At 55.1% G+C, this 15,007-nt stretch carries 9 protein-coding genes; 2 read left to right on the top strand and 7 right to left on the bottom strand.

What is annotated here, in order from left to right:
• Nucleotides 1-23: 23 nt before the first annotated feature.
• Nucleotides 24-1,196: an AAA family ATPase gene (locus tag A6X21_RS05790; protein ID WP_240490179.1), complete on the bottom strand. Its 1,173-nt coding sequence runs from the start codon at nucleotides 1,194-1,196 to the stop codon at nucleotides 24-26.
• Nucleotides 1,197-1,581: 385 nt separating this feature from the next.
• On the opposite strand from A6X21_RS05790, the gene A6X21_RS05785 reads away from it, so the two are divergent.
• Nucleotides 1,582-3,594 carry a cyanophycinase gene (locus A6X21_RS05785; RefSeq protein ID WP_240490178.1) on the top strand — a complete coding sequence of 671 codons (2,013 nt, stop codon included), beginning with the start codon at nucleotides 1,582-1,584 and terminating at the stop codon, nucleotides 3,592-3,594.
• A 465-nt stretch (nucleotides 3,595-4,059) separates the two neighbouring features.
• Here A6X21_RS05785 and cysK read toward each other — a convergent pair whose 3' ends face one another.
• The gene (gene cysK, locus A6X21_RS05780; protein ID WP_068846669.1) at nucleotides 4,060-4,998 is read right to left on the bottom strand and encodes a cysteine synthase A; all 939 of its coding nucleotides are present in this window, start codon (nucleotides 4,996-4,998) and stop codon (nucleotides 4,060-4,062) included.
• 118 nt (nucleotides 4,999-5,116) lie between these two features.
• Nucleotides 5,117-5,581 carry an RrF2 family transcriptional regulator gene (locus A6X21_RS05775; RefSeq protein WP_068846668.1) on the bottom strand — a complete coding sequence of 155 codons (465 nt, stop codon included), beginning with the start codon at nucleotides 5,579-5,581 and terminating at the stop codon, nucleotides 5,117-5,119.
• Nucleotides 5,582-5,873: 292 nt separating this feature from the next.
• On the opposite strand from A6X21_RS05775, the gene A6X21_RS05770 reads away from it, so the two are divergent.
• Nucleotides 5,874-6,146, top strand: a complete 273-nt coding sequence (locus A6X21_RS05770) for a hypothetical protein (protein ID WP_068846667.1) — start codon at nucleotides 5,874-5,876, stop codon at nucleotides 6,144-6,146.
• A 224-nt stretch (nucleotides 6,147-6,370) separates the two neighbouring features.
• On the opposite strand, the gene A6X21_RS05765 is transcribed toward A6X21_RS05770, so the two are convergent.
• From A6X21_RS05765 to A6X21_RS05755, 4 genes are all read right to left on the bottom strand, one after another.
• The gene (locus A6X21_RS05765) at nucleotides 6,371-6,796 is read right to left on the bottom strand and encodes a hypothetical protein (protein ID WP_068846666.1); all 426 of its coding nucleotides are present in this window, start codon (nucleotides 6,794-6,796) and stop codon (nucleotides 6,371-6,373) included.
• A 12-nt stretch (nucleotides 6,797-6,808) separates the two neighbouring features.
• Nucleotides 6,809-6,985, bottom strand: a complete 177-nt coding sequence (locus A6X21_RS24570) for a hypothetical protein (RefSeq protein WP_165603691.1) — start codon at nucleotides 6,983-6,985, stop codon at nucleotides 6,809-6,811.
• 95 nt (nucleotides 6,986-7,080) lie between these two features.
• Complete coding sequence (locus A6X21_RS05760; RefSeq protein WP_131818207.1) at nucleotides 7,081-9,444, bottom strand: hypothetical protein; 2,364 nt, start codon at nucleotides 9,442-9,444, stop codon at nucleotides 7,081-7,083.
• A gap of 256 nt (nucleotides 9,445-9,700) precedes the next feature.
• Nucleotides 9,701-14,596, bottom strand: coding sequence for an outer membrane protein assembly factor BamB family protein (locus A6X21_RS05755; protein WP_165603690.1), 4,896 nt, complete (start codon nucleotides 14,594-14,596; stop codon nucleotides 9,701-9,703).
• Nucleotides 14,597-15,007 lie beyond the last annotated feature (411 nt).

The following is a 15,007-nucleotide window of genomic DNA, read 5'->3' as shown; positions in this document are numbered from 1 at the left end:
CGCAAGATCTTCAAGGAGATGCCTCACCTCTTAAAAACATTCCATAATCCGCCCACTGCTGGCTGTGGTTCTTTCTCAGAAAAAATCTGATCCAGAAGTTCGATGACAATGTCATCAGCACTCTTTGAATCCGCCTCAGCAGTGTAGCGCAACAGCAATCGATGACGCAGAACCGCTGGTGCCAGTGCCCTGAGATCCTCCAAACCAACGACGGGTTGCCCATGGATTGCGGCCCGGGCCTTGGCAGCCATCACCAGTGCCTGACCTGCTCTTGGCCCGGCTCCCCATTGCACATACTTCCTGATCTGCTCCGGGGCACTCGCATCCTGCGGCCGGGTCGCCCGACATAAACGCATAGCGTATTCCAGCACATAATCGGCCACGGGAATCCGCCGCACCAGTCCCTGAAACTCACTCCATTCACTGGCAGAAATCACCTGAGAAACCTGGCGAGGTTCTGCCCGATTGGTCTGCCTCAGAATTTCAAACTCTTCTTCAGCATCCGGGTAATCGACACGAATCTGCAGCAGAAATCGATCGAGCTGTGCTTCGGGAAGTGGATACGTCCCTTCCTGCTCAATCGGGTTTTGTGTCGCCAGTACAAAAAAGGGATTGGGGAGTACGTGCCGCTGGCCACCTGCTGTGACTTGCCGCTCCTGCATGGCCTCCAGCAGTGCGGCCTGGGTTTTTGGTGGAGTTCGATTGATCTCATCGGCCAGTAAAACATTGACGAAGACTGGCCCGGGTCGAAACTGAAACAGTCTCTGGCCGGTTTGCCGATCTTCCTGCAACACCTCTGTCCCGGTGATATCCGCTGGCATCAAATCCGGTGTGAACTGAATTCTTCCAAAGGTCAGATCCAGAGTCTGGGCCAAAGAACGCACCATGAGGGTCTTCGCCAACCCGGGAACGCCGACCAGAAGGGCATGGCCCGAAGAAAGCATCGCCACAAACAGTTCTTCCAGGACCTCGTTCTGCCCGACAATCACCTGATTCAATTCATGGCGGATGCGCTGCCACGCCTGTGACAATCGACGCAGGCACTCGATATCTGACTCTGAACCATCTGAATCTGAACCTAGCTCTACGTTCGACGATCCCTGTTCAGGCTCAGAAGCATTTTCCTCAAGATCGAATTTCTCAGGGACACCCCGGTTCAAACTCTCTTCAAACAACCGCGAGTCGTCTTCAGGCATCAGCCGATCCTCTCACACATTAATCACAGTGACGGCAGGCAGTCTGGCGACCTTCAGCAATACGCTGACCTGTCGTCCGTGACCGACATTCTGCCGATTCCCAAATGCTGACTCAGCGGCCTTCACGAATACCTTGGCAATCAGCTTCCAGATCACTCAGAAGTTCTACTGTCAGACTGACATGACCGCCCCCTGCGATGCAAGCCGTCAACCATCAATTCCCAACGGACAGAGACTTGTCATCCCTGCAGGTTGAGGATGCTCGATTGGCCAGCCGAAAACTCCCTATTGCCCTGCCAGCCTGAGAGATCTATCGTTTTTGGCACACGGGATGCCTTCCCTCAGCATCGCAACGAAGGAATCGGCTAAGGATGGAGAAGCCAAATTGCCTGAATTGACCTCTCGCGATGTCGCCAATTTACAGAGTTTCCCCTCGGGAGCTGAGGGTGACCAAAGAGCGCAACTTCAGAACCAAAAACACCTTACACTCTCTTTCCCTCTGTTTCTGGCAAGTCTCGTTTTTGTAGGATCGCTTCTGGCCTCGGGATTGTGCATTGACGCAGCCCCTCCTCTTCCTGTCGATCTCTCCACCGAGGTCGAGCCACCCGTTTCGGCAATGCTGCCACTTCCTGCAGCACCGCTCGAGATGGCCACGTGGGCACCAGAACCGATTGAAGGCTCTCTGGTGATCGCCGGTGGTGGCGTGCTCCCTCCTGCGATTTTCGAAAAGTTTATGGAACTGGCGGGTGATTCAACGGCGCGGCTGGTCATCATTCCCACGGCAAGCATTTACGCGGGAACTCCCGAGATTGAACCCAAAATCGACCCCTGGCGGCATCGAAATGCTGCCAGTGTACACGTCCTGCATACCCGCTCGCGGGATGAAGCCAACTCCGAAGAGTTTTCTCGAATTCTGGATCAGGCCACGGGAGTCTGGTTCATGGGGGGCAATCAGAACTGGATTACCAGCGTCTACGCCGAAACTCGCACAGAAACACGCCTGCGCGCTCTGCTTCAGCGGGGTGGTGTGATTGGTGGGACATCTGCCGGTGCTGCCATCATGTCGCAAGTCATGATTACTGGCGGGAAATACTACCCCCAACTGGGCGAAGGGCTCGGCTTCCTCCAGGGTGTGGTCGTCGATCAGCACTTCCTGAAGAGACAGCGTGAGACGCGTCTAAAATCAGCCCTCACACTTCGCCCCGGCCATGTCGGCGTCGGTATTGACGAAGGGACAGCTCTGGTTGTTCAAGGTCGCCGGTTTGATGTCGTGGGTGATTCTGAGGTGGTTGTTTATCTCCCGGAAAATTCCCGCAAACCACTCAAAGAAACCCGCATTTCGCATGGACGCTCGACAGATTTTGTGACCTTGTGCCGTGCGGCTATTGAGCGCGCTGCAGAAGATAAACAGCCATTGGCAGTACGGCAGTCGTCGATCGCCAGAACACAGGTTCCTCAGGGGACATTGGTCATTGTCGGTGGCGGAGCAACTCCAGCGGCTGCCATCGAGCGCTTCATCGAAGCCGCCGGTGGCCCGGAAGCCCCGATGGTGGTTGTGAGTAACGCCCTGGGAGACGAAGCACCGCCAGCTTCACAAGTCGTCAACTGGTTAACCAAAGCAGGTGCCCGCCATGTGAGCCAGTTGCACACGTCCTCCCGAGCCGAAGCTCACGATCCCGAGAAGGCCAAGCTCCTCGAAACAGCCAGAGGGGTCTGGTTTACGGGTGGTCGCCAATGGCGATTGGTTGACCGTTATCTCGACACGCCGATGCTGAGCCACTTTCAGAATGTCCTCAAGCGAGGGGGCGTTATTGGCGGTACTTCGGCCGGCGCCTCGATTCAAGGAAGCTACCTCGTTCGGGGTAATCCGGAAGGAAATCGAGAGATCAGTGCTGAAGGTTACGAACGCGGCTTTGGTTTTCTCCCTGGCGTAGCGATCGATCAACATTTTTCCGAGCGAAATCGACTGGCTGATCTTGTCAGCCTCAAGACCCGCTACCCGGAACTGGTGGCCATGGGGATTGATGAATCGACAGCCGTGATCGTTAAAGGGACACAACTCGAAGTCATCGGGAAGCAGACCATAACCATTCTCGACCAGACTGGGCCTCATGATCCATCCGGCAGCGAACGAAAGTTCGAACCTGCTGTCGTCCGCTCCGGGGAAGCCTATGATTTCGCCAGTCAGAAACGAATCGCTATCGCAGAGAAGTCCACACAGGTCGATTCCCCGTCCGTTATGATCAATTCGCCCTTGACCAATACGCCTCCGAGCAACACGACGGAGAACAAGTCATCCGAGGCTGTCGATCTCGAAAAAGACCTCCCCTTGCCAGCAGCCACCAACTCGCCTCCAGCACTCAAGCGACCCACGACGCGCACCTCAGCAGGCCAGTAAAGAATTGGTGAGCGAGACTGGTCTCTCTGGTTCGACGGATTTCCCGCTCACGTCATCTAAAAGCATCCCAGAAATCAATGGCGTATCGAGAGCCTTTCAAGCATGCTTGCTCCGAACCGTTGTCATTACATACACCTTTGCATGCCAATTCATCTGGGGTGTGGCTGGAGACTGCGTGGCTGGGGTCAAACGTCCTCGTTTGCCCCCAGGTCATTGGACTATTGCTGATGGCGAACATGCTTGAAAGTCATGAAAGCATGGCTCAGATGCATCTTTGCTGGGATCGCTCTGTTACTTGGGGGCGGTTGAAGACATCCCACCCTAGCCACTCCGGTAAAGTCCACGCCCTTCCGCAAAGCCTCCAGGGACGTGCCACCCTTGGATAACAGTTGTGTGTAAAAGACAGCTCCGAGCCGCAAGCATGGGACACATAACACTCTAAATCGTGAAAACCTTACCAATGATTCAGCTCTTGAGATCTTCGAACAGCGGTGTCGAAAGATAACGCTCACCTGGACTGCACAGTACAGTCACAATTGTTTTGCCTGCAAACTCCGGTCGTGAAGCGACTTTTGCAGCGGCACAGACATTGGCACCACTGCTGATTCCGACGAACAGCCCTTCTTCCTTCGCCAGTCGGCGAGACCATTCGAACGCTTCGTCGTTTGTCACCGTGATCACTTCATCGATCAGCCGCGTATCAAGGTTTTTGGGAATGAAACCCGCACCAATTCCCTGAATTTTATGGATACCGGGGCTCCCACCGCTGAGCACTGCCGAATGCACCGGCTCGACAGCAATGGCCTTGAATGCCAGATTGTGGCGGCGAATGAATCTCGTGACCCCCGTAATCGTACCACCGGTCCCCACTCCCGTCACAATGGCATCGACCACCCCGACACTGTCGGCCCAGATCTCAGGGCCCGTCGTGGCCTCGTGAATCGCCGGGTTCGCGGGATTTTCAAACTGCTGAGGCATCCAGGTCTGTTCGCTGGCCATGACCAGCTCATGAGCCCGGGCAATTGCTCCCTTCATCCCTTCAGCAGCAGGTGTGAGCACCAGCTCGGCACCCAGCGCCTTGAGTAGAACTCTTCGCTCCGCAGACATCGACTCAGGCATTGTCAGTGTCAGACGATAGCATCTGGAAGCACAAAGAAATGCCAGGGCAATCCCCGTATTGCCGCTGGTCGGTTCGATGATATGTGTGGATCGGTTTAACTGGCCAGCCTTCTCGGCGGCGTCAATCATGGCTTTGCCGATCCGGTCTTTCACACTGCCCAGTGGCTGGAAAAACTCGCACTTCCCAAGCACTGTCGCTCCCCCTTGCGAGGCAGTTTTCAGTTTGACCAGCGGTGTACGGCCAATGGTTTCCGTAATGTCGTGGAATACTCTTCCGTCGGGCATACCGATCGACTCTTTTCAGTCTGTAAAACTCAAACAATAAAACCTGATTACCCGTTTCATCGATATCGATTGAAAGTCGCCTTATGCAAAAACGTGACATCAAGGCTGGGTGAGGCAGTCAGATGCCATCGCCACTGGCAAGTTCCAGAGCAAAGACTTCGTGATCCTCAACGGGATCAAGTTCAATCAGTCGCGCCAGAGTCATGTTGTCGAGGTAACGGGAAGCAAAGTTGCGAATCTCCAGCAGCACTCGGCGAAAGCGGCATAATCTCGCTTGAGAACATGGGCGATGAGCCGAGGTTGAAACACAAGGTGAGGGAGCAATCACACCATCAAAAAAGCGAATGACCTGCCCCATAGTGATCTGCTCCGGTGGCTGAGCAAGAACGTATCCGCCCTTTCGTCCCGGCGAACTCTCGATCCACCCCTGGGATTTCAGATCCAGAACAATATGTTCCAGAAACCGCTTGGGAGCATCATTCATTCGTGCCAGCTCACTGAGCGAAATGGGACTTTCGCCAAACCTGGCAGCCAGCGTGATGAGTATCCGCAAGGCATAATCTGCTTTTCGAGAGAGTTTCACCTGAGGACCTCAACACGAATAAACATTCTATCACCATATCTATCGTGTTTTATTTCTCTCGAAAAGAGGCTTGCCAGATTTTTTTCAGGAATTCCCTTAATCACATGCAGAAAACAACTTAGGGCAAAGGCACCCAATCGAAAACAAACAACCCGAACTACCCATTCCCCCAAATCCAACCCAAGGGGTTGATTTCCGGCAATTCCTGACGTATTCTCTCAAGTGTAAACACCACCAAGTCGATGATATATTTGTGACCGGCGAAACATTTCTAAAACCAAGTTGAGAAATCATGGCACGCAACCGGCTGACCTCACCTGACCTGTTTGATCTGCAAGCAACTCTCCGTTTGCCTCTGGATCGAACTGCAGGTTGTCAGGCACCCGAGGAAGTGCTGCCCGCAAATAACCGCTGGCTGACGACCGGCTTGCCTGCACCGGTTTCTTCCGTGGAAATTCCCGCATGGGCTCGGCCGATTTATGAAGCCGCTTTCCTGACAGCTCGTATCAAGGTCCGCAATCGAAAAGTTCTCGATGCCGCTCTCACCGGTACGATGATCAACTGAATTCTCGACAGTTTTTTCTGCAACAATCAGCCTCTCCCTAAACACAAGAAGAGCCGGAACCCAGACTGGGAACCGGCTCTTCTTGTACTTGAATCGCGATCCAGGTGAACCTGGTAATCCAAAGATTGACCGTCGCATCAGCTCTCTAGCGGCGTAAGACCCATTCTCTATCTCACGACTGACTCACTTACGCCGCCCCAAACCCCGCAAGGGGCCGCAAGGGGTTAGCAGCAGCAGACGGGCATGCCGTTGAAGCAGATGCAGCAGGTGCAGCCGCAGGCGACGAGAGCACAGCACTGATCGCAGCAGGCCTGAATCATTTTGCAGCAGTCGGCATCGCCTGAAGTGCAGGTGATGCAGCAGCCATCGGCTGTGGTCTCGCAAACGCACTTACACATGGACAGGTTGCAGCAGCAGACGCAGTTCCCATTCTGCACGCAGCAGACACTGCATAAGCAGCCGGCGGATTGAGCGCAGAGAGCCTGAATCATGTTGCAGGTCAGTTCGTCGTCACACTTGCAGACGATCTTCATCCCGCCAGCACACTTTTCGAGTGTGATCTTACACTTAGGAACGGTGAGGCAGTTGATCTGTGGTGCTGGAACTGCTGAGACAGGTGTGGCAGTGATTGGAGCAGTGGCTGTTGTCATGTTATCAATCCTTTAAAGCTCAAGACGAACGTAAGTGACTCGCTGACCATCCATCTCCGGCTGGAACAGCACGTTCGTAATAATACAGTCGCTCCCCACCTGCACAATCTCGACCTGAGTTGCGTATATTTCCCTGAGCGATCCCCGGCGAAAATCCAGCAGCCGGTCGAAAAGTTCTCTTATAGCCACCCCAGAAATCAATGGTGTTTCGAGAGTCTTTCAGGGATGCTTGCTCCGAGCCGCAAACATGGCACACCAAGCGTCGTTGAATCGTGCAATCGGATTCAGAACTCCAGCACGACATCGGCCAGCCGGGTTCGATCACCCGATTGACGCAATTCTTCGAGCAGTGACCGCACATCGGGCACGAGAAAATCCCGGAACTTGCGGCTGTTATTGATGGTGATGTTCACTCGCTCATCGATCTGAAACGCCTCAGCGGCCAGTCGCACCACATGCCTTTTGCCGGGCGAGGTAATGTATACGCTGTTCCCCGGCGTAATGCGGAACTTCACAATCTGTGGCGAAGGAAGGGTTGTTCCCGCAGGTTGAGGGATGATCAGCGTGCGTGGGAGATCGAGCACACTCAGGCCAAAACAGCGGGAATCGGTCTTGCGAAGTGAGAGCCACTCGATATCTGCCGGAGCCGCACTGCGCGGATGCAGTTCCATCCACTCGAACATGCGCGACATTTCGTCGGAGTACATTTCGAGACCCCGGCCGTGAATCTGCACCAGCATGAGGTCATGCCGAAATCCCTCTTTGAACATGAACTCCAGCACGTTGGCGTTGATACTCATCAGATCGCGGTCGAGCTCACCCGCCACCACGTACCAACTGGTGAAGCGAGCATTCCCTTTGCTGTACTTGCAGTAGGTATCCGCCCTGCCGCAAATGGGAATCACACCGGCAAACTCATCCGCATGAGACATCCCCATATCGAAGGCCGCATCCCCTCCCATGGCATGTCCAGCCAGATACACACGATCCGCATCGACCGAAAAACGCCCGCGTGCATCAGCAAGAGCCGCCAGTACCTTCAAATGGGCCACTCCTTCCCCATTGTATTTTGTCGCGCCATCCGGCACATATTCCGGGGCAATCACAATAAACCCTCTGCGACGGGCATTTCCGGGACGATCAGCAGTTCCCGCCCACCAGGTCGCAATAGCCGCTGTTGTACGATCTTCCGGCCTTAAGGCGACAATCATCGGATAGCGATGTGCCGGGTCATACTCGGGTGGCAAAATCGCCTGATAATGAAAAATCGCTTCTCCGTGATCGCTGCGAAGTGTGATCTTGAGCATGTCACTGGCCAGAGGTTCCAGTAATTCGCCATCTGCCGAGATCTGCGGACCAGGCTCCAGACCTGCCGAATCCCGAAACGGCGGCAATTGAGGGATCATCTGCCGGATCGATTTCCAGCCCACGCCTTCGAGGGCTGTGAGTTGACGGAGTGTATTCTCGCGGGTTTCTGGTGATTCAGCTTTGAGGTACTGCAGGACCAGTTGCTGGGCATCCCACAATGCCATGGTCTTGGCCAGATCTGTCGATGCACCAACCGATCCAAAAACCCATCCCGAAAAGGCGAGTGCAAGTTTTTCTTCGGCTGAAAGTGTGGCATCTTTGTCGGACCGCAAAAAGGCCTCCAGCCTCGGCAACGTCTCAAACGATAGACCATGGCTCACTTCCGACCTGAGGATGGCCACCCGCTCCCGCAGCTCTCGATTCGCGATTTGTGCCTGATACTCACCCAACAGCAGGCGGGCCAGTTCGATCTGCTGGCGAGCCAGATCATACTGCTTAATAAAGGCCTCGATATCCCGCATCACCACCGGGCCCAGTTGTTCGGCAGGAGCCAGCCTGGCCACACTTTCCGCCAGTTGATGCTGACCTTGTTTCTTTCGCTCCTGCAGTTGCTTCACGAACTGGCGCCCTCGCAATTGAATCAGTTCGACCCGCATACGATCGACCTGATCTTTCAGTTCGGGAAACTCCAGCGCGACTGACTCCAACTCCTTTTGAGCTTCGGCATACAGCTCGCCCTGCAGATAAAACCGGACAATCGCCAGTCGATCCTTGGGTCGAGTTGGATCAATGGCCTTCCTCAGAATGTCACTCAGGATTTCTGTCGGCAAACTACTCGTCGCCACACCCGATTCCCACTGATGGGTGAGTGCATCAATGAGTGCGTATTTCGGGGTCAATCGACTGATTCCCTGAATCACATTCTCCGGCCCTTTTTGTGTGAGAATTTCCAGCCGCCGCCGACCAAACTCATCAAAGGAGGTCACATTTCGAAAGCCACCCAATTGAGCCAGCACCTGTTGCTTGCCGGTTTTATGGTGCTTGAGCTCAAAGACTTCCCAGGGGAATAGATCCGGCTGCCCGACCGTTTTCTCAGCATCAGGGATCTGTCGTGTCGGCACAAAAATTTTCTGCCAACCTGCATCCACCATAATGATCGGATAGATCGGAATCGGCCCTGGCGTTTTAGCCTGCAGTTGAGCAAGCCCCTGGATCGGCGTCGCCTTGCCGCTGATGATCATGCCATTCTTGAGACGAATCTCAGCCCCGTGGGCAGAGTTGGCTTGACCGGGACTGATGACCAGAACAGGGCCGTTTGCCAGAAACAGTATGAGAGCCATCAAGGCCATGATTCTCATCAGTTGATTGAAAGATGAGATCCACACCTTCAGTTCTTCCACTGGGCCTTGAATTCGCAATGTCTTTGACCACCACACTTCAGTCAACCAGTTTCATCAGCAGTAAGTATCAGTGAAAAATCAATATCAGCCAAGAGGCTTATCGGCTTTGTCCTGCCGAGGGTGTCGTCGAACCTTTCCCTCATTCATTGAGTGCCATGGCCATTCGTGTTGGCAAAGTTTGACCTGGCACTCTTTCTCAAGGGACAGCATCCGCCGGGATGATCTCAGGAAGTTTTCTCTCGCCCGGCTTTTTGCCAGGTTCTATCGGCGCAAAATCCATCTCGAGCATCCATGCAAACAGATGCACCACCAGACGGCGATCGTCAGGTCTCTGCTGAATCACATACCCCCCTGTGGTTTGAGGTTCGACAGTCCCATACACCAGTTGACCTGTCCGATGATCCACCACACTGACCCGTAATTCACTCTTGAGAAATACCCGCCCATCGACGGTCCGGGGTGGTTGCGTCACCCGTGCCCAGAAGACACTGATGGGCAACTCTCCCAATTGTTGGGGATCAATGGCTGTCTGCGGCACAGAAACCATCCACTCGACTCCCCCGGTGTGCGCATCAATTCCATAAAACATGCCATCCACCGGGATGGCTGCCAGTTCGGCCCCTATAACGCGCAAGCCATCCGAAGGATCCACTTCCTGACTGGCCACCACCAGATACTGATCGGATTTACGCCTGACAATCAGTGGCCCGCTGGATAATCCTTCATCAATTTTCGAGGTAATGATCTGTTTTTTCGATACGCGCTCGATAACCCGTAGTTGACCACCCGCATCAAGCGTCGCAATCTGCGGATATCGATTCTCGGGAGCATCCGGCCCATGCCGAAGATCCAGATCGCTCCGGCTAGCCGGTTCGACCATCGCCACACTGGTCGTCATCGGCAGGGTCTCTGTCCAGTTTAAATCGGGCTGCAGCCAGTTGTGATAACTCAGCAGCAGGTTTGCCTCCGTCCTCACCAGGCTGACGACTTCACTCCCTCGCTGCCAGAGTCGATCTGTGGAGATCGGCCCAGCCACTTCCGTCAGGAGATCGCCACTCCGGAGGCCATACACCGATGTATTGCCCGTCGGATGTTCATACAACGTCACCGCCTTCTCATCGATCGTCACCTCGACCATGCGGGGCAGATTCTGGCGGCTCCATACGATTTCTCCCGTGGTAATACTTGCTGCAAACAATCGGGTTCCAATCTGATAAATCACCAGATCACCAGAGACTCCATGAACCTGGCCGGATGACAAGCCCATCTGGTCAACGACTAAAGGAAACCGCCGCCCGTTGGGGTACTTCATCACTTGCGAGGTAATGGCCCGGCTGGCCATCGAATTGGCACCGTTCGGCAGAAGTTTTCTCTGCCAGAGGATGCGTGGCCCGGCCGGATCAGACAGCGGATCGACAACGGTAAAATGCCCACCCAAAGGAAAGACCAGCAGACTGCCCGATGAGAAGACCTGATGCCATCGCATGTTCCCACCGAACTGCAGATGATTCATCGCCGTCCCATCCCGTTCCAGATAAGACGTCGGGATCTGCCAGCGGAAATTCCCCAGTGGATCCACCGCCACAATGTGCAGCACACTGGCATCCATTTCAAAGTTCCAGTCGTCGGTCAGCAGCGAGCGACCACCCATCTGTTCAATCGGCATGCGACGAATCAATCCCGGCGGTGCAGGCTTTCTCCGCGTGTCTGTAATCACTCCATTCCAGTAGGGAATCTTACTTTCAGCTCGCAAAAAACGACCGTCTGCCTGCAAAGCCACCAGCGACTCTGCGCCCGAAAATTCCTCACGGGAGCCTTCAATCTGTCCCAGAAGAGGAAACAGCTTGACGGCCCAGTCGGCTTTCCCTTGCCGGGTGAGCAGTTCCATCCAACGGGCTACCGCCAATCCGCGAAGTGGATGTCCCTCGGTCATGACAATCGAACTCAGCCATTGCTCGGAAACGACGGGATCGTCCAGAAATATGGGCGACTTGATGAGTTCACTCATCGCCTCGACCATCTCGGGCGAAGTCATGCCAAACACTCGCGCCAGAGCCAGCAAACGCTCGGCGCGATCTTCCAGTGGCAGGTTTTCCGCCAGCTTGACATCTTCCGCCACCTGACGATTCACCTGCTCAAGTGCCTGCTGGCGTGCGTCTCCCCGCAATCGAGAAAAGGTCATGGCGAGCCTGTCAGACAAAAAGTGATCCAGCCGACACGACCAGTCACCATTCACAAGCATCGCCTCAGGCTCATCTCGTCCCTGGGCTTGCCACAATCTCAAAATGGCAGCGAGTGCCGCTTCATGTTCCTGCCGGGCTGTATAACCATTCGCCAGTCGATGGAGGTAGATCCCTTTCTGCCTGGCCGAAAGTTGATACTGATCCAGTCGATCACCCGCAGCCCGATACTTTTCGAAATCGGATTGCAAGCCGTCAAGAATCACATCGATCAGCAGTTGCCGATTGCGTGGGTCATCACTCTTCGCAGCGGCCGCTTGCAGATCTTCGAAACCGGCATCTGTCGCCCCTCGGAAGAGCAGCATCGCTCCCCGCAGTCCCAGACCCGCTGGCCGGGTCTCTTCCTGGGCGAGGAGTTCTTTGACTTGCTGCTCGACACGATGCAACGACTGAAAGACCGTGACGCCATCCATCCCCTGCATCACAAGCCTATCACCAGCGGCCACCAGATTTCCCATCGCGGATTGAGGTTCGACAGTCGCCCGTGCCAGATGCTTCCCCGTGACAGCATCAATCGCCACAATCTCCTGATCATCCTGCGGCACATACAACACTTCACCTGCCAGCACGGGTACGCCCACAGGAGTCGAAATCACGGTGGCAGAACCCCACAAGGCTTCACCATTCTCCAGTGAAACCGCCTGAACTCCCGAACGACTGACCAGCACGAGGTGATCACGCACCACGCCGGCAGCATACAAACCGTCTTCTCGCGGTTTTTTCCACAGGAGCTGACCGCTGGCCAGGTTCACACAGTGCAATTCGTTCGATTCGCGAGGTGTCAGAATCACTCGCTGGCCATGGACCAGAGGCAGGCTGTCCAGCCAGCGGCTCGATTCTTCATCAGCATTCCCTCCCGGCGGCTGGCCCATCACCTGAGCGACGAACAGACCTCGCTGATCAGCCTGCAAACTGGGTGTGGTGACCGCAAAGCTGTAAGTCCAGACGAGTTGCCGCCGCAAAGGATCGACAGCCACTACCCGGCCCGCACCTGTCGGGCAGATCAGCAATTCTTGCAAAGCCGAAGGCGTCAAACCGGCAATACTTCGAATCGCTCCACCAGAAAGGTCGGTTTCAGCCGATACCAGAGGCTGGATCCAGCGGATCACGAACTCACCAGCACTCACTCCAGAATCATGAGCAACTGCTGCATCAGTCGCTTCCGCCTCGACTTCTCGAACTTGTTCTAAAACAACCAGCCGAATCTCACCCGCTGCCTCATGCAGTGCATACAACAGTCTGCCGAGTGGAAGCGGTGGCCCGAGAAAATAACCATCCGCCAAAGGATCCTGATCTCCCTCAGGCTCTCGAAATTGGGCATCTTCACCCTGCGGAGTGCGGCGACGCCCTCCCAACTCGGCAATCAGCCGACCCGTCGCCAGTTCATGCACACGCAACAGATTTGTCTTAGGCTCTGAGAACAGATTTCTGACGATCTGCCCATTCGCAAACGGGTTCGGCGGGATGGGCAAACCAACGGTCGAATAAACATTTCGACCATCAGTCGACATCGAACCCCAAGTCGCATCGCGGTATATCCGTTGCTGCAAAAATTTCGTGACCTGACCCATCAGCCCCAACTGCACTGCAGCGGCATCCTCACTCCGCGGAGATTCCCCCAGACTCCGCAAGGCTGTCAGCAGCCCGGCATCCATATCGGCCGAGATCCATTTCAGACGACCGGTGGAAACATCAAAAGCAGCCAGTGCATCAGGCAAACGCACCACCAGATGATTCCCGGAAACGAGCGGTTGAGCGGCGGGTATTCTCAGTTTCTGCTCTTCTCGCAAACCATTATCAATCTGGTCAATCAACGATTGCCATTGAATCTCAGTCGACTTCATCATCGATGCCTGAGACCGCAAAGACGTCGAAAGCTGATACGATGTGGTCCACGCCGGTGCACCGGCCAAAGTCGCGGGCAAGGAAAGCCCCGTTCGCGAGGCGATCCCCCGCACCATGGGCCAGTCGGCTGACAGAGTTCCCGCTTCACTCAGAAGACGAGCAACCTTTGACAGCTCTTCCGCACCTGCAGGGCTCATCGCCGAGATCACTTCGCGATAGCGTGAAAGCCTGGGATCCAGCCGCTTGCCACGCTCTCCTTTGGGCAAGAGTGCCAGCCAGCGGGAAGCTTCCCAGGGCCTTCCCAGATCAATCGCGCGCCCACTCAGCCATAAAGCCGCATCCTCACCAGCCGCAGTCCCTGCATATTCACGCGCCAGCTTCATCAAAGAAAGCACATCACCGGCCCGCAAGGCCTCATTCACCAAAGGGCGACCAGCGGAACCCAATTGCAACTCCAGTTGCTTGCGGCCTGCTTCAGGCAACAACAACAGGCGCTGAATCGCCTCTTCCTGCATCGATCGCAAACCCTCGCGATCCAGAAAATAGTCTTCATCCTGCCGCAGGATGTATCCCAGCCGACCGAGTGCCGGTACATAGTCTTCAGTCATCAGATTGATGTCGGCTTCTTCGAGAGCGTTCGCCAATTCGCGCCGCGGTGGAATCGTTTGTGATCCTTGCGAAGGATCAATCCCATTCATGGGCGTCGGATTGAATTGCGGTGCCAGAATCACCCGACCATTTACCGGAAGAGGGCCATTAACTGGGCCCGGATTCGGCACGACTCGATTCGGCGGCACAACCTGGGCGACTTCCTGCTGAGCCATCACAGGTTGAATGAACAGGATGCGGTCGACCCCATTTCCCGCAAAACCACTCACCCACGACAGACCAACCGCCAGCATCACGGCAGATTTCCAGGTGCGTGCCCACTTCGGCAATGTTCGCCTGGACCGCCCCCACAGGCCATCGTGAGGCCATTCGGTCAGCTCGTGCTGCTCTCGCTTCATTTTTCGAACCATCCTTAGCCCTCGCGAAACATTCAGCCTGCCAACCTGTTCCTACCCCGGACATCCCTGCCGTACCGTCGCTTGACCAACCCGCCCATCACTCGCTTCGGCAAGGAAGCACCAACAGCAGCCCCACAAAATTGCAGCAACTAGCATACCAGACAGGCTGAACGACGTCAGACTTCATGAACGACTTCATAAATTGACTCCCCACATCATAACCGACTCAGCTTCCCGCGACAGACTTTGTTTTTTCTGTCGGCTGCGCTGCCAAAATCCCGCACAGCAAAAAACCTTGTTATACTCGCAGCAAGGACTTGCCGTTCCGGAGACTCACGATTCGCTCGGAAGGAGTGAAACATGGCTTCCACACAAATCAGTACCACACCTCAGGGCGCAATTGTGCCCGCT

The organism is Planctopirus hydrillae (assembly GCF_001707835.1).
In the GTDB taxonomy this organism is placed as follows: Bacteria; Planctomycetota; Planctomycetia; order Planctomycetales; family Planctomycetaceae; genus Planctopirus; species Planctopirus hydrillae.
The sequence above is the reverse complement of the archived record's forward strand: the minus strand, read 5'-3'. Positions and strand labels throughout refer to the sequence as shown.

Coding starts and splice junctions, on each gene's coding strand:
- A6X21_RS05790 (WP_240490179.1), bottom strand. CDS start 1,196: ATGCCTGAAGACGACTCGCGGTTGTTTGAAGAGAGTTTGAACCGGGGT.
- cysK (WP_068846669.1), bottom strand. CDS start 4,998: ATGCCCGACGGAAGAGTATTCCACGACATTACGGAAACCATTGGCCGT.
- A6X21_RS05770 (WP_068846667.1), top strand. CDS start 5,874: ATGGCACGCAACCGGCTGACCTCACCTGACCTGTTTGATCTGCAAGCA.
- A6X21_RS05765 (WP_068846666.1), bottom strand. CDS start 6,796: ATGACAACAGCCACTGCTCCAATCACTGCCACACCTGTCTCAGCAGTT.
- A6X21_RS05760 (WP_131818207.1), bottom strand. CDS start 9,444: ATGGCTCTCATACTGTTTCTGGCAAACGGCCCTGTTCTGGTCATCAGT.
- A6X21_RS05755 (WP_165603690.1), bottom strand. CDS start 14,596: ATGAAGCGAGAGCAGCACGAGCTGACCGAATGGCCTCACGATGGCCTG.